We start from the raw sequence: 16249 nt of genomic DNA, 5'->3' as shown, positions 1-16249 counted from the left end.
TCCGCCCTCGAGCCGCGGCGGGCCGCCCGGTGAGGGAGAACCCGTCATTCGCGCTCGAGGACGTCGCCGAGATCCGCCGCCTCGTCGACGGGAACCCGTGGGCCACCATCGTGAGCGGCACGGGTGCGGGGCTCGTCGCGTCGCACTACCCGGTGCTGCTGGATCCCGACCGCGACGACCTCACGCTCCTCACCCACGTGGGCCGCCCCGACGAGCGGATCCACGAGCTCGGCCAGCGCGACGGCGCCGACGGCGAGGTGCTCGTCATCGTCCAGGGCCCGCACGGCTACGTGTCGCCCGGCTGGTACGACGCCGACCCGGCTGTGCCCACCTGGAACCACATCAGCGCACACCTGACCTGCCGCGTCGAGATCCTCTCGGCCGAGGAGAACCTGCGGGTGCTCGGGCAGCTGGTGGACCGCTTCGAGGACCGCATGCCGGAGCCGCGCCGCATGGAGGGCACGGCCGCCGACGCCGCGTACGCCGCCCGGATCAGCGCCGGCACCGTGGGCCTCCGCCTCGTCGCCACGCGGTTCGTCGCCAAGGCCAAGCTCAGCCAGAACAAGCCGCCGCACGTGGTCGAGCGCGTGCTCCACGAGCTCGAGCACGGCGCGGAGTACCCGAACCCGGCGCTCGCCGCGGAGATGCGGCGTGCCAGGGACCTGACCGCGGGCGGATCCGCCGGGATCGACGCGTGAGCGCGCTGCTCCTCGCGGGCGGACGCCTGCCCGGATCCGACGCGCCCGTCGACGTGCTCGTCCGCGACGGGCTCATCGCGTCCGTCGGGCCGGCCGGATCCGCGGATGCGACCGGCGTCGGGATCCGCGCGCTCGACGGCCGGTTCGTGATCCCGGGCCTCTGGGACAACCACGTGCATTTCACGCAGTGGACCAAGGTGTCGCGCCGCCTCGACCTCTCGCGGGCGTCGTCCGCCGCGGAGGCCGTCGACCTCGTGCGCGCCGCGCTCGCGGCCCGCGCCGCATCCACCGGATCCGGACCGGTCACGAGCGCGGGCACCCCCGAGGCGCTCGTCGGCTACGGGTTCCGCGACGGGCTCTGGCCCGACCTCCCCACGAAGGACCTGCTCGACGTCGTCGCGGGCGACACCCCCGTGCTGCTCGTCAGCGGCGACCTGCACTGCTGCTGGGCGAGCTCCGCCGCGCTCGCGCCGCACGGCTACGGGGATCACCCCACCGGCCTCCTGCGCGAGGAAGACTGCTTCGACTTCATGTACCGCGTGGAGGAGGGCGACGCGTCGTCGCTCGACGCGCAGGCCGTGCAGGTCGCGCGCGAGGCCGCGCGCCGCGGCGTGGTCGGCGTCGTCGACCTCGAGATCGACTGGAATCCGGCTCGCTGGCGCCGACTCGCCGCCCTCGGCCACGACGCGCTCCGCGTGGAGGTCGGCGTCTGGCCGCAGGACCTCGACCGGGCGCGCGACGAGGGGCTCCGCACGGGCGACGTGCTCGCGGGCACCGGCGGGCTCGTGCGCGTGGGACCCGCGAAGGTCGTCACCGACGGATCCCTCAACACCCGCACCGCGTACTGCTTCGACCCTTACCCCGACCTCGACGGCCAGGGCGGCGACGCGCACGGCGGCGCGTGCGGCCAGCTCTCCGTGCCGCCGGAGGAGCTGCGGGAGCTCATGGTGCGCGCCGCGCGGCAGGGGCTGCGGCCCGCGATCCACGCCATCGGCGACCACGCGAACCGGCTCGCGCTCGACGCGTTCGCGCACCTCGACCGCGAGCTCGGGGGCGCGCACCGCGACGCCGACGGGCTCGCCGGATCCATCGAGCACGCTCAGCTGCTGACGCACGAGGACGTCGCCCGGTTCGCCGCGCTCGGCGTGGTCGCGAGCGTGCAGCCCGAGCACGCCATGGACGACCGCGACATCGCCGAGGTCTACTGGGCAGGCCGCACGGCCCGCGCCTTCGCCCTCGCCGACCTCCGCGCCGCCGGCACGCGCCTCGCCCTCGGCTCCGACGCGCCCGTCGCGCCGCTGGATCCGTGGGCCACCATGAGCGCCGCCGTCGGCCGGTCGCGCGACGGCCGCGAGCCCTGGCACCCGGAGCAGGCCATCGACCGGGCGGCCGCGCTCGACGCCTCCGTCCGCACGCGCGTGGCCGTGGGGGAGCGGGCCGACCTCGTGGTCGTGGAGCGGGATCCGCTCGCCGCATCGACCTCCGCCGACGACCTCCGGGCGATGCGCGTGTCCGCCACCCTGCTCGGCGGCCGGTTCACGCACGACACGCTCGGGGGCTGACCCGCAGGAACACCGCGCGGGCGTCGGGCGTTGGCCTCGTCATGAGAGCCATCGCCTACACCCGCATGGGTGCCCCCGACGTCCTGCAGCCCGTCGACCGCGACGAGGCCGCCCCCGGCCCCGGCGAGGTGCGCGTCCGCGTCGTCGTCTCGGGCGTGAACCCCACCGACTGGAAGTCCCGCGACGGCGGAGCGCCCGGCCAGGAGCTGCCGTTCCCCGAGGTCGTCCCGAACCAGGACGGCGCCGGCGTCATCGACGCCGTCGGCCCCGGAGTGACCGACCTCGCCGTCGGCGACCGGGTCTGGATCATGCTGGCCGCCCACGGCCGCCCCACCGGCACCGCGCAGGAGAAGACGGTCCTGCCCGTCGACCGCGTCGCGCCGCTGCCCGACGGCCTGTCCTTCGACCTCGGCGCGAGCCTCGGCGTCCCCGCGGTCACCGCCCACCGCGCGCTCACCGTCTCCGAGGACGGCCCGTCGCGCCTCGCGCCCGGCGCCCTCGCCGGCACGCACGTGCTCGTCGCGGGCGGCGCGGGAGCGGTCGGCCACGCGGCCATCCAGCTCGCGCGCTGGGCCGGCGCGACCGTGATCACCACGGTCAGCTCGCCCGAGAAGGCCGCCCTCGCGACGGCCGCCGGCGCGCACCACGTCGTCGACTACAAGGCGGGCGACGCGGCCGCGGAGATCCAGTCCATCGCGCCCGACGGCGTCGACCTGATCGTGGAGGTCGCCCCCGCCCAGAACGCCGCGCTCAACCAGGCGGTCGCCAAGAACCGCGCCTCGGTCGCGGTGTACGCGAACAACGGCGGCGACACCGTCACGCTGCCCGTGGTCGACAGCTTCGTGAAGAACCTGCGCTACCAGTTCCTGCTGCTCTACACGGTGGGCCAGGAGGCGCTCGACGTCGCCCGCGCGGACATCCACCTCGCCCTCATCGACGGCGCGCTGCCGGTCGGCGAGGACGCGGGCCTGCCGATCACCCGCTTCCCGCTGGAGCGCACGGCCGACGCCCAGCAGGCCGTCGAGGACGGCGTGACCGGCAAGGTGCTGATCGACGTGACGCCCGCCTGATCCGACGGGCCCCGGACGACGGATGGCCGCACCGCCCTCGGGCGATGCGGCCATCCGTCTGCTCGCCGCAGCGCGGCTGCGGCGGTAGCGGGCTACTCGGTGCGCGCCACCCGGCGCCTCGAGCGCGGCGGCCGGGTGAGCAGACGCTGCATCACGAGCGGCGCGAGGGCGCTCGCGTTGAGGCAGGTGGAGACGAGGAACGCGATCGCGAGCGCGTTGCCCGGGACGTCCCACGCGTCGCCCAGGAGGTGCAGCGCGAGCACCCCCAGCGAGACCGCGAGCAGCAACCACGACGATCCGCGGAGCCACCGCGGGGTGCGTGCCCCCGCGAGGGCGACGACCGCCATGACGGCGGCGTTGGCGATGGCGAGGGCGAGCGGGCCGGTCATGCGGCCCCTCCACCCGTGGTGCGGTGCTTCCTGGCGTGACCGTGCATGTTGTCGTCCCCCTTCGACGGGCCGGATGGCCTGCTTCGACTCTTCCGCAGGGGGAGCGTGGGGTGAAGTCGGCGCTATCGGGGACAAGCGCCCGCCCGGGCGCGTCGTCAGCGCGCGGCGCGCACCAGCGGCGTCGCCCCCGAGAGGTCGAGACCGACGTCGACCAGCTCCACGCGGCCCGCGAGCGCGCGCCCGGGGCCCTGCATCAGGCCGGCCTTTCCCGCGCCGAACGTGACCGTGACGTCGGCGGGCAGCACGGCGGGATCCGGCACCGCGGCGTCGTCGCAGCCGACGCCGCTCGGGATGTCGCGCGCGATCACGGCGGGACCGCCCTCCGCGGTCACGACGGGCAGCAGCGCGGCGACGACCCGGCGGCCCTCGCCGCGGAGAGCCGGGCTGTCGGTGGTGCCGATGCCGAGGATCCCGTCCACGACGAGCGCCGACGAGCGCGCGATGTCCGCGAGGGTCGCGTCGTCCAGCTCGTCCGCGGAGGTGATGGGCACGCCGGCCGCGACGGCCTGTGCGGCGCCAGCCTCGTGGATGCGCCCGGCCGTCCGGATGACGCCCACCTCGCGGCCCTCGCGCGCGAGCTCGGCCGCGGCCAGCAGCGCGTCGCCGCCGTTGTTCCCGGCGCCGACCAGCACGAGCACCGGACCGTCGGGTGCGAGAGCGCGGCACGCCCGCGCGAGACCGGCGGCCGCCACGCGCATGAGCTGCGCCCCGGCCGCGAGCAGCGGTGCCTCGGCGGCGCGGATGTCCGCGGCCGCGTAGCCGTCGGCGATCAGGGCGGGGTCGCTCACGACGGCGCGATCCGCTCCACCAGCAGCTCCGCCCACGCCCGGTAGACGCGTCCGTACAGGGTGTCCTCCGGGTTCGGCGCCGTGAACTCCGGGATCCGCCAGGCCGGGAAGGGCACGCTGTCGGCCCGGTCGTGGCGCGCGACGACCCGGCGGGTGCTGCGGTTCAGCGCCTCGGCGTGGCGCCCGACGGGACCGGCGATGAGCGGGGGCGTGACGGGCGAGATCTCGAGCGGCGGCACCTCCGTCACGAGCACGAGCGCGCCCTCGGGCATGCGCGCCTGCATGCCCGTGATGCACGCGTCGAGCAGCGACTCCCAGAGCGGCGTCGGGGTGAAGCGGATCGCGTCGCCTATGCCCAGGGCGAGGACGGCCACGTCGGTGCTCGCCCACGCGGGGAACGCATCGAGGCCCGCGCGCCAGGAGCGCACGGTGAAGTCGGGGAACGCCTGCACGGACCAGAAGACGCCGCGGCCGGTGCGGGCGGCGAGCTTGTGCGCGACCTGCCCGGCGACGCCGAGGTCGTGCGACACGGTCTGGTAGCCGACCGCCGTGCCCTCGCCCACGACGGCGAGGCCGAAGGGATCGGGGCCGGACAGCGATCCGGTGGGGGAGTCGCGGGGGAAGGTGGCGCGCCGCATCTCGCGGTAGAGGACGCGGTACTGGAGCCGCCCGATCGTGGCCGACCGGAGCGACGCGAGCGGCCCGGTCGAGAGCGCCCGCGCGCCCGCTGCGGGCTGGACGGCCCACGCGTCGGACGGCTCCGCGGCGTCATCGCGACCCGGTTCGGGGTCGGAGGGCGGTGCGCCGGTCATCGCAGCCCGTCCTGTCCGTCGCGACGCCCCCGGAATGGGGACGATCGCAGGATATCCCGCGCACGGGCACACCCTCCACCGCGACAGCCGCGAAGGGACCCCGGAGGTCGGATCAGGCCAGGATGTCGCGGACCATGGGCGCGACGATCGTGCCGTAGCGCTCGATCCCTCCCATCATCCGCTCGTGCGAGAACGGGCCCGCGCTGTACTTGAGGTCGAAGCGCGTGGCGCCCACGGCCTTCAGCGTCGCGGCGATCTTGCGGGCCACGGTCTCCGGGGATCCCACGTACAGCGAGCCGTGCTCGATCTCCTGCTCGTAGGAGGCGCGGGCGAGCGGCGGCCAGCCGCGGTCCTTGCCGATGCGGGCGTGCATCACCTGGTAGTCGGGGAAGAAGGCCTCGCGCGCCTCGGCGTCGGTCTCGCCGACGTAGCCGGGCGAGTGGATCCCGACGGGCAGGCGCGGCTGCTCGAGCTGGTCGAGGGCGCGCGCGAACAGGTCGGCGTAGGGGGCGAAGCGGTGCGGCTCGCCGCCGATGATCGCGAGCATGAGCGGGAAGCCATGGCGCGCGGCGCGCACGACCGACTCGGGGCTGCCGCCGACGCCCACCCAGGTCTTGATGCCGTGGGCGGTCTTCGGGAACACGTCGTGCTCGGTGAGGCCGGCGCGCGTCGAGCCGCTCCAGGTGACGGGCGTCTCCTTCACGAGCTCGGCGAAGAGGCCGAGCTTCTCCTCGAAGAGGCGCTCGTAGTCGCTCAGCTCGTAGCCGAAGAGGGGGAACGACTCGGTGAACGATCCGCGGCCGAGGATGACCTCGGCGCGACCGTTCGAGACCGCGTCGAGCGTCGCGAAGCGCTGGAACACGCGCACCGGGTCGTCGGAGCTGAGGACCGTGACGGCGGATCCGAGGCGGATGCGCGAGGTCGTCGCGGCGATGGCGGCGAGCGCGACCTCGGGGGAGGAGATCGCGTAGTCGTCGCGGTGGTGCTCGCCCAGGCCGATGAAGTCGATGCCGACCTGGTCGGCCAGCACGCCCTCGGCGACGACGTTGCGGATCACCTCGGCGTAGGGCAGCTCACGGCCGTCCGGTCCGACCGTGACGTCGCCGAACGTGTCCAGTCCGAGCTCGATCTCCTGCGCCATGCTGCCCTGCTTCCTTGATCCATGCGAACGTATGCATTCGGGTCAACTGTAGGGGCGGGGTCGGCATTCCCGCGAATCGGGCGGGCCGCGTGCCGGGTCAGTCGACGACGGGTTCGGCGCGGGCGATCTCGGTGTCCTCGACGCGCGACTCCGGCATCAGCAGGCCCGCGACCACGGTCGCGAGCGCGCAGACGCCGACCGCGAGGAACACGGCGCCGGATGCGGCGATCACGGCGTCCGGATCCCGCTGCCCGCCGGCCGACGCCGCGAAGATCGCGTTGGCGATCGCGCCGAAGACGGCGACGCCCACCGCGCTGCCGATCGAGCGCGCGAACAGGTTCGCGCCCGTGACGACGCCGCGCTCGCCCCAGCCGACGCTCGACTGCGCGCCGATGAGGCTGGGCGTCGCGACGAGGCCGAGACCCAGGCCCACCACGAAGCAGCCGGCGGCGATGCCGGCGAGCGTGGGCGTGCCGGCGAGCGCCGCGATGGATCCGGTGCCGACGATCGTGAGCGCCATGCCGATGAGCACCGTGCGGCGGAACCCGATGCGGAGGTACAGGCGGCCCGACAGCGACGCCGAGATCGGCCAGCCGATCGTGAGCGCTGCGAGCGCGAGGCCGGAGACGAGCGGTGTGACCCGCAGCGACCCCTCGAGGTAGGTGGGCACGTAGGAGGTGAGGCCGATGAGGATCGCGCCGACGCCGAGCGACACGAGCGTGGTCGTGAGCAGCAGGCGGCGCGAGAACACCCAGAGCGGGAGCACGGGCTCGGCGGCGCGGCGCTCCACCAGCAGGAACGCGACGATCAGCACGGCGCCGATGGCGAACGCGCCCATGCTCGGCACGGAGTCCCACGCCCAGGCCTGACCGCCCTCGAGCACCGCGAGGATCAGGAGGCTGAGGCCCACCGTGAGGAGCGCGGCCCCCGCGTAGTCGACGCGGTGCTTCGTGCGCTCGATCGACTCGTGGAAGCGGCGGACGATCATCCAGCCGGCGAGGAGGCACAGCGGCACGTTGACGAAGAAGATCCAGCGCCAGGTCGTGAACTCGGAGAACACGCCGCCGAGGGTCGGGCCGACCACGCTCGAGACGGCCCACACGCTCGCGAGGTAGCCCTGCGTCTTGGCGCGCTCGGCGACCGTGTAGATGTCGCCGGCGATCGTGATCGCCATGGGCGCCACCGCGCCCGCGCCGAGGCCCTGGATCGCACGCGCCGCGATGAGCGCGGGCATGCTCCACGCGAACCCGCACAGCACGGATCCCACGAGGAACAGGCCGATCCCGATGAGGATGATGGGCTTGCGGCCCACGGTGTCGCTGAGCTTCGCGTAGAGCGGCACGGACACCGCCTGCGCGAGCAGGTAGATGGAGAACAACCACGGGAACGAGGCGAAGCCGCCGAGGTCGTCCACGATGGACGGCACCGCGGTGGCGAGGATGGTCGAGTCGATGGCCACGAGGCCCGTCGTCATCATCAGGGCGATGAGGATGGGTCCGCGCTCGGATCGGAATCCGACGCCGCTGGTGTCAGTCATGAGCCTCCCGGGTCGAACGGTGAACGGCCGGGAGGCCGACGGCATTCCCGCGACGCGCGATCGATGTGGTCGACTGGGATCCCCACCGGAAGGACCCCTTCGTGACGTTCCGCGCGCCCGACGCATTCACCACCCGACCCACGCTCCGCGGCACATTCGGCATGAGCGCCTCGACGCACTGGCTCGCGTCCGGCACCGGCCAGGCCGTGCTCGAGCGCGGCGGCAACGCCTTCGACGCGGCGGTCGCCGCCGCGTTCGTGCTGCACGTGGTGGAGCCGCACCTCAACGGGCCGGGCGGCGACATGACCGCCGTCGTGAAGGTCGCGGGGGAGGGTGCGCCGAAGCTGCTCATGGGGCAGGGATCCGCGCCCGCCGCCGCCAGCCCTGAGCGCTTCCGCCAGGAGCGCCTCGACCGCGTGCCCGGCGCCGGCGCGCTGGCCGCGGCCGTGCCCGCCGCGGTCGACGCGTGGCTGCTGCTGCTGCGCGACCACGGCACGTGGGAGCTCGGCGACGTGTGGGCCTTCGCCATCGGGTACGCGCGCGACGGGCACCCCGTGCTCGAGAGCGTCCGTCGCACCATCGCGGGCGTCGGCGACCTGTTCCGCGAGCACTGGTCCGCGTCTGCCGCGTTCTGGATGCCGGACGGCGAGGCGCCCGTCGCGGGGTCGCTCGTGCGCAACCCGGCGTGGGCGGCGGCGATGGAGCGGATCCTCGCCGAGGCGTCGACCGCAGCCGGCGCTGGCACGACGCGCGAGCAGCGCATCGAGGCCGCCCGCACCGTCTGGGCCGAGGGCTTCGTCGCGGAGGAGATGGTCGCGAGCGTGCAGGACCCGCACCGGCACTCCACGGGCGCCGACCACGCGGGGCTGATCACCGCCGCGGACCTCGCCGGCTCGCGCGCGTCGTGGGAGGACGCGGTGTCGATCGGGTTCCGCGGCCTGCGCATCTGGAAGACCGACGCCTGGGGCCAGGGGCCGGCGCTGCTGCAGGCGCTGATGATCCTCGACGGGTTCACGGACGAGGAGATCGACCCGGCGACGGCCGCGGGGATCCACCGCATCATCGAGGCGCAGAAGCTCGCCCTCGCGGACCGCGAGGCGTACTACGGCGACGCCGTGCCGGGCGGCGCGCCCCTCGACGTGCTGCTGTCGCCCGAGTACGCGGCCGAGAGGCGCGCGCTCATCACCGACGATGCCTCGCACGAGCTGCGTCCCGGGCGCGTCGACGGCGTCGAGCCCTTCCTGCCGCCGCTCGTGGTCGAGGGCGACGCGCCCGCCTCCGCCGGCGGCACGGGCGAGCCGACGGTCTCCCGCTCGGGCGAGACCCGCGGCGACACCTGCCACCTCGACATCGTCGACCGGTGGGGCAACATGATCTCCGCCACGCCCTCCGGCGGCTGGCTCCAGTCGTCGCCGTTCATCCCCGCGCTCGGCTTCTGCCTCGGCACCCGCCTGCAGATGACGTGGCTCGAGCCCGGCGGCCCGTCGTCGCTCGTGCCCGGCCGCCGGCCGCGCACGACGCTGACGCCCACGCTGATCACGCGCGACGGCGAGCCCGTGGAGGCGCTCGGCTCGCCCGGCGGCGATCAGCAGGACCAGTGGCAGCTGCCGTACCTGCTGCGCACGATCGTCGGCGGCTTCAGCCCCCAGCAGGCCGTGGACGCGCCGACGTTCCACACGACGAGCGTCCCCGGCTCCTTCTGGCCGCGCACCTGGACGCCCGGCGGCCTCGTGGTCGAGGGGCGCGTGGGCGAGGACGTCATCGCGGATCTCCGGGCGCGCGGGCACGTCGTGGAGGTGGCGGGGGACTGGACGCTCGGGCGCCTGTCGGCCGTGACGCGGGATCCCGCCACCGGGCTGCTCGGTGCCGCGGCCAACCCGCGCGGGGCCCAGGGGTACGCGGTCGGACGATGACGCTCGATCGGCAGATCGCGTCGGCGCTCATCGCGGACCACGCGCGGCGGCGGATCGGCAGCGACGCGGCGCTGCGGGCGGCCTCGGCACCCGGCCGGTTCGTCGCGGAGCCGGATGCAGCGACCCCCGCCGTCGGCGTAGTCCTCGGCACGTCCGAGCAGCGGAACGCGACGTGCGGCGACGTGGTCGACCTGCGGGTGCTCGCGGTGGATCCCGCGCACCCCGCCGTCGACGCGGGTGCCGCCGTGGATCCCGCCGAGCGCGTCGCCGTCCGCTGGCACGGCCGCGGGTGCACGGTCTCGCAGGCGTCCGCGTCGATGCTCGCCGAGCTCGTCGAGGGGCGGACGGCCGCGGAGGCGTCGGCGCTCGTCGTCGAGCTGCGCGCGCTGATCCGCTCCCACGAGCTCCGGCCCGGCGCGGAGGACCGGCTCGGCGACGCCTTCGCCCTCGCCGACTCCGGCCGCTACCCGCTCCGCGGCACGTGCGCGCTGCTCGCGTGGCACGCGCTGGAGGAGGCGCTGGGGGGCTGAGGCTCGTCAGGTCCCGCGGTGCACCGATCACGAGACGCGTCCTGTGCGCAAGCGTTTGCGACCTGGGCGCACACGCTGCATGATGCCCGCATGGCCGCGACGGACGCGGTCGCTCGGCATCGGAGGAAGCATGCGGATCTCGCGCACGACCCTGTCCATCCTGACCATCACCGCCCTCGCCGTCGGCGGGGTGGCGGCTCCCGCCAGCGCGGCACCGGACTCACAGCATCCGGCGTCCGCCTCCTCGAAGCTCCCCGCGGGAGATCGCGCGCGCATCGCGCAGCGCCTCGTCGACTTCGGCGTGCCCGCCGAACTGCGCGCCGGGCTCCTCGACGGGATCGATCACGACCGTGTCCTCGACGCCGCGACGGAAGCGACCCCGACATCGACCGACACCCTGGTCCACGACGGCCTCGCGTACGAGGTCTCGCGCTTCGCCGACGGCTCCTTCATCGCGACAGCCGTCGAGGGGCCCAGGGAGAGCACGGCGATCCATCCCGACGACATCCAGGACTGCTCCCGGTACACCGGCGCGGGGGTGACCGAGTACTCGCACTGCCTCGTCATCAGCGACACCCCGACGCTGACGTTGCAGTTCCGAGCGTCCTACTACCGATCGGTGCGTGCCTCGGGCATCGACGAGATCTCCGACTGGGACATCCAGGCCTATGCGGGATCTTGCGCCATCCAGGAGTTCGACATCGTGAAGGCCCGCTACGGGTCCGCGACCGGTCCGGCGAAGGCCCGTCTGCGCTGCTTCGCGAACGCCGTGAGCGGGATCGCGAGCTCCTACCCCTACCTCGACCTGGTGGTCGACGGCTCGGGTGCGCGATCCGCGTCGAACTTCTGACGGAGCGTCAGGCGCGCCGGTCGACGTCCGCTCCCGTGCTGAGGTCCGCCGCCTCGACGAGCTGCGCGCCGTGCGAGGCGAGGTAGGGGCGGGCGCCCGCGTCGCCGCGCACCTCGGCGGCCAGCGGCGCCCAGTGGTCGCGCCCGAGCAGGGCGGGGTGGCCGGGCCGGCCGCGGAAGACGGCCTGGCGGAGCGTGGCCGGATCCGCGGGGCCGGCGTCGAGCACGCGCCGGACGGTCGCCGCGTCGAGGTCGGGGACGTCGACGGGGACGACGGCGAGTGCGACGGGCGGCGGATCGAGGGCGGCAGCGGCCCGGAGCGCCGCGCGCAGGGAGGCGGACATCCCGAGGGCCCAGTCGTCGGCGCGCACGACGAGCGCGTGGGCGGACTCCGGGAGCGTGGTGAGGAGCGCCTCCGCCTCGTCCGCCCGCGCGCCGAGCACGACGAGCACGGGGGAGCAGCCGGCGTCGGCGAGCGCGCGGATCGCGGTGGCGAGCCACGGCGTGCCGTCGGGATGCGTCGCGAGGGCCTTGGGGCCGCCGTACCGGGTGCCCGCGCCGGCGGCGAGGACGACGCCCGCGATGCGCGCGGACGGTCGCCCGTCGTCGTCCGCGAACCGTGATCCCGCCATCTGCCCATGCTAGGAGCGCGCCCGTCGCGCCCTCGCCGACTCCTGCCGTGCGGCCTACGCTCGATCCATGGATCCCGACACCGCGTTCGCGCTCGCCCTCACCCTGACGCTCGGCGTGCCGGTGCTCGTGGTCATCGCGGCCGTCGTGCTCGTCGTCGCGAAGGCCCGTGGCGCCGGGTGGGGCTGGTACCTCGTGGGCTCCACGATCGTCGCGCTCGTCCTGGCTCTGGGTCTCGCCGTGCTCGCGGCGTGGGCGACGCGGGACGGCGTCGGGCAGCTCGACGTGGACGCCGGCGTGTTCGGGATCGTGCTCATGGGCGTCATCGGGGGCGTCGCGACGTTCGTCATCGGCGTCATCGCGGGCACGGCCGGCCTCATCGCGTCCGCCGTCCGCCGCCGCGACCGCGTGCCGTCCTCCGCGCTCGTCCACGGGTGATCCGGCCCGCCACCGGCGACCGCCTGCCTGCGCGCCGTCGCGTCCGCACGAGCCCGCCCGGTCGCGTCGTCCGCGCGGCGACCCGCGTCGGTCCTTCGGGCACCTTCGCCGCCGTCCTGATCCTCGGCCTCCTCGTCATCACCGCCGCGTCGAGCCTGTTCGCGGGCCTCTACGTCGCCGTGATCGACGACGACAGCGTCGCCCTCCTCGACGAGCCCGCGCTGCACCTCGCCATGGACGTCCGCTCGCCCTGGCTCGACACCGCCGTCACCGTCTTCACCGAGGCCGCGGGCGTCTACGCCGTGCCGCTCGTGGGCGTCGCGGTCATCGTCGCCCTCGCGATCCGTCGGCGCCAGTGGGTGCCGGTCGTGCTCGGGCTCACCGCGGGCGCCGGATCCCTGCTCATGACGGAGGTCGGCAAGGAGCTCGTCGGCCGCGACCGCCCGCCGCGCGCCGACGCCGTGCCGCCCTACGAGACGTCGCCGTCGTTCCCGTCGGGCCACACCCTCAACGCGAGCGTGGCCGCCGGGATCGTCGCGTACCTGCTCGTCCTGCGGCAGATGCGGCGGTCGACGCGCGCGCTCACCTACGTGATCGCGATCGTGTTCGCCGCCTCGGTGAGCCTCAGCCGCGTGTACCTCGGCCACCACTGGCTCACCGACGTGATCGCGGGCTGGCTGCTGGCGCTCGCGTGGCTGGCGTTGATCGTCGTGGCGCATCGCGTGCGGCTGAAGCTGATGGAGGGGCGTGAGCGGGACGCCCGGGAAGACACCTGATCCGGCGGGCCTCCTCAGCGCGCCGACACCCGCCGCCCCTGCACGTGCACAGCCGAGATGGCGGGCTCGCGCAGCCCCATCAGCAGCGTGAAGAGGATCTGGTCGGTGGCGCGATCGGCGTCGTCCGCGCGGATCCCGTGGGCGAGCGTGAGGGCGAGCGGCTCCCAGAGGTCCGGCGTGATCGTCAGGAAGTCGGCGTCCTTGCCGACGTCGAGGTTGCCGTAGCGGTCCTCCATGTCGAGCGCGCGGGCGCCCGCGAGCGTGCCGGTGAACAGCAGCTCGGCCGCGTCGATCTCCACGCCCGCGTCGCCCGGCTCCGACAGGTGCACCTTGAACGCGTCGTTGAGCACGCGGGAGACGAGCCACTCGTCGCCGGCGCCCACGTCGGATCCGATCGCCACGTTCACGCCCGCCGCCACCGTCCGCCGCCACGGCATCGTGCCGGACCCGAGGAACTGCTGCGACGTCGGGCAGTGCGCGATGCTGCTGCCCGTCTCGGCGAGCCGCGCCAGCTCGGAGTCCTGGCAGTGCACCGCGTGCGCGAAGACGCTGCGACGCCCGAGGAGGCTCGATCCGCCGCGCTCCGACCCGGGCAGGAAGAGCCCGTCGTAGGTGTCGAGGTAGGTGTCGGTGCCGTAGACCTGGCGGACGGCCGCGATCTCACCCGTGCCCGGCCTGTCGTTCTCGTTGAGGTGCGAGTGGAAGTGGACGCCCTCGCCGCGCGCCACGTCGTACAGCTCGCCGAGGCCGCGGAGCGTCGTCGGCGTCACCGAGAGGCTGAACCGCGGGACGATCGCGACCTGCAGCGTCGCCGTCGTCGCATCGCCCGTGTCGACGGCGTGCCAGCGGTCGATCTCCGCGCACGACAGCGCGATCGCGTCCTCCTCGGACGTGAGGAGGGGGGCGGCGGGGCCGGAGCCGACCGTCTGGATGCCGCGGCCGCTCACCAGCCGGAGCCCGGCGTCGCGGGAGGCCTCGAACAGGGCGTCCTGGGCGTGCGGGAACGCGGATCCGAACACGAGCGCGCTCGTGGTGCCCGCCATGATGCGGCGGCGCGTGAAGTCCGCGGCGATCATGCGCGCGAACCCCTCGTCCTCGAGGCGCGCCTCGGACGGGAACACGCACGAGTCGAGCCACTCGAGGAGCTGGCCGCCGCCGTGCGCGCTCGTCGTGTAGGTCTGCGGGAAGTGCACGTGCGCGTCGACGAAGCCGGGGATCAGGAAGTCGGAGGCGTCGCCGTGCACGGGAGCGTCGGCGAACGCGGCGGGGAGCTCGCGGTACGGGCCGACCCACGCGATGCGGCCGGCGTCGTCGATCGCGAGCGCGCCGTCGGGGACGGAGACGAGGTGGCGGCGGGCGTCCTCGACGCGCGGGGACCCCGTGATGTGGAGGACGTGGCCGCGGTGCACGGCGCGGCGGGAGTCCGTCGTGGGCGACGCGGGGTGGTCGGTGGTCCGGGGTTCGCTCATGCGGGGGATCCGTTCGCTCGGCTGGTGCGCGGCGGTGCTGGACGGCGGGAGCCCGAGGGCATCACGCGGAGGGCCGGATCCTGCGGCGGCGCGGCGTCGCGTCGCACGGGATCGAGAACCCGGTCGATCGTCGACCTCCCGACGGGGCGCGCGCTCCGACACGCCGCGACCGACGGCGGCGCTCAGGAAGCGGTGACCCTTCTCGGCGTCGTCACCTCGGAGGCCGCCCGGCCGGTCCCGCCGTAGGGGACGGGCCGGGTTCGGCGTCGTCCGTGCGCCTCACGCCGTCGGCCCCGTCGATGCTCCCCGGCGCATCCACCGCGAGCAGCGGCTGCAGGAGCGCGTCGATCTGCGCGACCCGTCGTCGGCGGACCACGGCCATTCCCGCTACCGCGACGGCGACCACCGCGGGCAGGGTCCAGGCGAGGGGCGGCCCGCCGAGCACGCCCACGGCGACCGTGCCGACGAGCGCGACCGCCGCGATGAGCACCGCCCACGGTCCTCCGAGCTGGTCGTGGACGTCGCGCCGGCGGAGCAGCAGCCACCGCCAGGAGTCGGCGTCGGCGTCGGCGGGGACCTGGCCGTCGTCGATCGCCTCGGAGACGTCGACGAATCGGATGCGAGGCGGGGCCCCGCGACGTCGCCGGGAGATGGCGAACGTGAGGACCAGCCCGACGACCGCGCCGACCGTGAGCGTCGCCACGATCCGGTCGAGGTCCGCCTCCTGGCCGAGCGCGACCCGGGAGCAGGTCAGGATCGCGGACCACGCCAGGGCGACACCCATCGCGGGGACGACCGCGGGGGCGTCGGCCAGCCGGCGGCGGGCGCGCCGCCATCGACCGTGCGTCGGAGGGGCGGTGCCGTGAGTCGGCGTCATGCTCGCTCCCCGGATCTGTCGCACGCCGGGTCGTCGCACGCAGAGCCCATCATCCAGCAGCCGGGGGGATCCGGTCGTCGGGGGCGGGCGGCGCCCACTCCGCGTGTCGGGCGTCGTCCGCGCGTTCCTGCTCCTGCAGCCGGATGAGGAGGGCGTCGACCCCGTCACGGCGGCGACCGCGCGACACGATGTTCGACATCCCCCAGGTCACGAAGACCGCCAGGAACACCAGTCCGGCGACGGCCCGGTCGCCGCTCGCCCCGTTGAGGAACGTCAGGGCCACGACGACGACGAGCCCGATCGGGACGATCCACGCCTCCTGCCGGATGTCGGCTCGGCGTCGTTCGAGCGCCGCGACCCAGGCGCCGAGGTCCGCGCCCGCCGGGAGCTCGCTGTCCTCGGCGGCCTCGGACACCTCGACCCAGCTGGGGGTGCGGGCCCAGCGTCGGCCCCGGATGCGTCGCGAGCCGATCATCAGCGCGCCGAACACGAGCGCGAGGCCGGCACGGAGGAGCAGCGCGACGCCGACCTCTTCCCACCCCGCGAAGTCGATGAGGGTCAGGAACCCGAAGTAGATCGCGGCGACGGCGAGCACCTGCACGACCGCGGGCGCGTCGGCCCACGCGCGGCGGATCCGCCGGAACAGGGGCTGCGGGCGGTCGGGTGCGGTCGGGGTCATGCGGCCTCCTCGGGCGCGGCGGATGCGCGCG

General features: G+C 74.8%; 17 protein-coding genes. 8 read left to right on the top strand and 9 right to left on the bottom strand.

Going from position 1 to position 16249, the window contains the following annotated elements:
• The first annotated feature begins 29 nt into the window (after positions 1-29).
• The 3 genes from K0V08_RS05470 to K0V08_RS05460 are packed head-to-tail and all read left to right on the top strand — an operon-like array spanning position 30 to position 3330.
• Positions 30-698, top strand: coding sequence for an FMN-binding negative transcriptional regulator (locus K0V08_RS05470; protein WP_012038618.1), 669 nt, complete (start codon positions 30-32; stop codon positions 696-698).
• A complete protein-coding gene (locus tag K0V08_RS05465; RefSeq protein ID WP_079533506.1) occupies positions 695-2260 on the top strand; it encodes an amidohydrolase in 1566 nt (521 codons plus the stop codon). Before K0V08_RS05470 ends, K0V08_RS05465 begins: the two co-directional genes overlap by 4 nt.
• Before the next feature lie 41 nt (positions 2261-2301).
• Positions 2302-3330 carry an NADPH:quinone reductase gene (locus K0V08_RS05460; RefSeq protein WP_079533504.1) on the top strand — a complete coding sequence of 343 codons (1029 nt, stop codon included), beginning with the start codon at positions 2302-2304 and terminating at the stop codon, positions 3328-3330.
• Between the two features lie 92 nt (positions 3331-3422).
• On the opposite strand, the gene K0V08_RS05455 is transcribed toward K0V08_RS05460, so the two are convergent.
• From K0V08_RS05455 to K0V08_RS05435, 5 genes are all read right to left on the bottom strand, one after another.
• Entirely contained in the window at positions 3423-3719 is a 297-nt protein-coding gene (locus K0V08_RS05455; RefSeq protein WP_012038615.1) for a hypothetical protein, read from the bottom strand.
• Positions 3720-3874: 155 nt separating this feature from the next.
• Positions 3875-4567 (bottom strand): NAD(P)H-hydrate epimerase, encoded by a 693-nt coding sequence (locus K0V08_RS05450; protein WP_079533502.1) that lies wholly within the window; start codon positions 4565-4567, stop codon positions 3875-3877.
• Entirely contained in the window at positions 4564-5379 is an 816-nt protein-coding gene (locus tag K0V08_RS05445) for an SGNH/GDSL hydrolase family protein (protein WP_012038613.1), read from the bottom strand. Before K0V08_RS05445 ends, K0V08_RS05450 begins: the two co-directional genes overlap by 4 nt.
• A gap of 112 nt (positions 5380-5491) precedes the next feature.
• A complete protein-coding gene (locus K0V08_RS05440; protein WP_079533500.1) occupies positions 5492-6520 on the bottom strand; it encodes an LLM class flavin-dependent oxidoreductase in 1029 nt (342 codons plus the stop codon).
• Positions 6521-6617: 97 nt separating this feature from the next.
• Entirely contained in the window at positions 6618-8057 is a 1440-nt protein-coding gene (locus K0V08_RS05435; RefSeq protein ID WP_079533498.1) for an MFS transporter, read from the bottom strand.
• A 101-nt stretch (positions 8058-8158) separates the two neighbouring features.
• On the opposite strand from K0V08_RS05435, the gene K0V08_RS05430 reads away from it, so the two are divergent.
• The 3 genes from K0V08_RS05430 (at position 8159) to K0V08_RS05420 (ending at position 11350) form a co-directional block, all read left to right on the top strand.
• Positions 8159-9970 carry a gamma-glutamyltransferase family protein gene (locus K0V08_RS05430; RefSeq protein WP_079533782.1) on the top strand — a complete coding sequence of 604 codons (1812 nt, stop codon included), beginning with the start codon at positions 8159-8161 and terminating at the stop codon, positions 9968-9970.
• Positions 9967-10500 (top strand): iron-sulfur cluster assembly scaffold protein, encoded by a 534-nt coding sequence (locus K0V08_RS05425; RefSeq protein ID WP_079533496.1) that lies wholly within the window; start codon positions 9967-9969, stop codon positions 10498-10500. Before K0V08_RS05430 ends, K0V08_RS05425 begins: the two co-directional genes overlap by 4 nt.
• Before the next feature lie 130 nt (positions 10501-10630).
• Positions 10631-11350: a hypothetical protein gene (locus K0V08_RS05420; protein WP_079533494.1), complete on the top strand. Its 720-nt coding sequence runs from the start codon at positions 10631-10633 to the stop codon at positions 11348-11350.
• Between the two features lie 7 nt (positions 11351-11357).
• On the opposite strand, the gene K0V08_RS05415 is transcribed toward K0V08_RS05420, so the two are convergent.
• On the bottom strand, positions 11358-11981 hold the full coding sequence (locus tag K0V08_RS05415) for a nucleotidyltransferase family protein (RefSeq protein WP_079533492.1): 624 nt from the start codon (positions 11979-11981) through the stop codon (positions 11358-11360).
• Positions 11982-12048: 67 nt separating this feature from the next.
• Here K0V08_RS05415 and K0V08_RS05410 point away from each other — a divergent pair, with 67 nt between their 5' ends.
• Both K0V08_RS05410 and K0V08_RS05405 read left to right on the top strand, forming a co-directional pair.
• Positions 12049-12417 (top strand): hypothetical protein, encoded by a 369-nt coding sequence (locus tag K0V08_RS05410; RefSeq protein WP_079533490.1) that lies wholly within the window; start codon positions 12049-12051, stop codon positions 12415-12417.
• The gene (locus K0V08_RS05405; RefSeq protein ID WP_079533488.1) at positions 12414-13193 is read left to right on the top strand and encodes a phosphatase PAP2 family protein; all 780 of its coding nucleotides are present in this window, start codon (positions 12414-12416) and stop codon (positions 13191-13193) included. The genes K0V08_RS05410 and K0V08_RS05405 overlap by 4 nt, the downstream gene beginning before the upstream one ends.
• A gap of 14 nt (positions 13194-13207) precedes the next feature.
• Here the strand turns inward: K0V08_RS05405 and K0V08_RS05400 are convergent, their stop codons facing one another.
• The 3 genes from K0V08_RS05400 to K0V08_RS05390 all read right to left on the bottom strand — a co-directional run bounded on the left by K0V08_RS05400 (position 13208) and on the right by K0V08_RS05390 (position 16218).
• Entirely contained in the window at positions 13208-14662 is a 1455-nt protein-coding gene (locus tag K0V08_RS05400; RefSeq protein WP_079533486.1) for an amidohydrolase family protein, read from the bottom strand.
• A gap of 211 nt (positions 14663-14873) precedes the next feature.
• Positions 14874-15539, bottom strand: coding sequence for a hypothetical protein (locus K0V08_RS05395; RefSeq protein ID WP_079533484.1), 666 nt, complete (start codon positions 15537-15539; stop codon positions 14874-14876).
• 49 nt (positions 15540-15588) lie between these two features.
• A complete protein-coding gene (locus tag K0V08_RS05390) occupies positions 15589-16218 on the bottom strand; it encodes a hypothetical protein (protein WP_012038602.1) in 630 nt (209 codons plus the stop codon).
• Positions 16219-16249: the final 31 nt, after the last annotated feature.

This window comes from Clavibacter michiganensis (assembly GCF_021216655.1).
Classification (GTDB): domain Bacteria; phylum Actinomycetota; class Actinomycetes; order Actinomycetales; family Microbacteriaceae; genus Clavibacter; species Clavibacter michiganensis.
The sequence above is the reverse complement of the archived record's forward strand: the minus strand, read 5'-3'. Positions and strand labels throughout refer to the sequence as shown.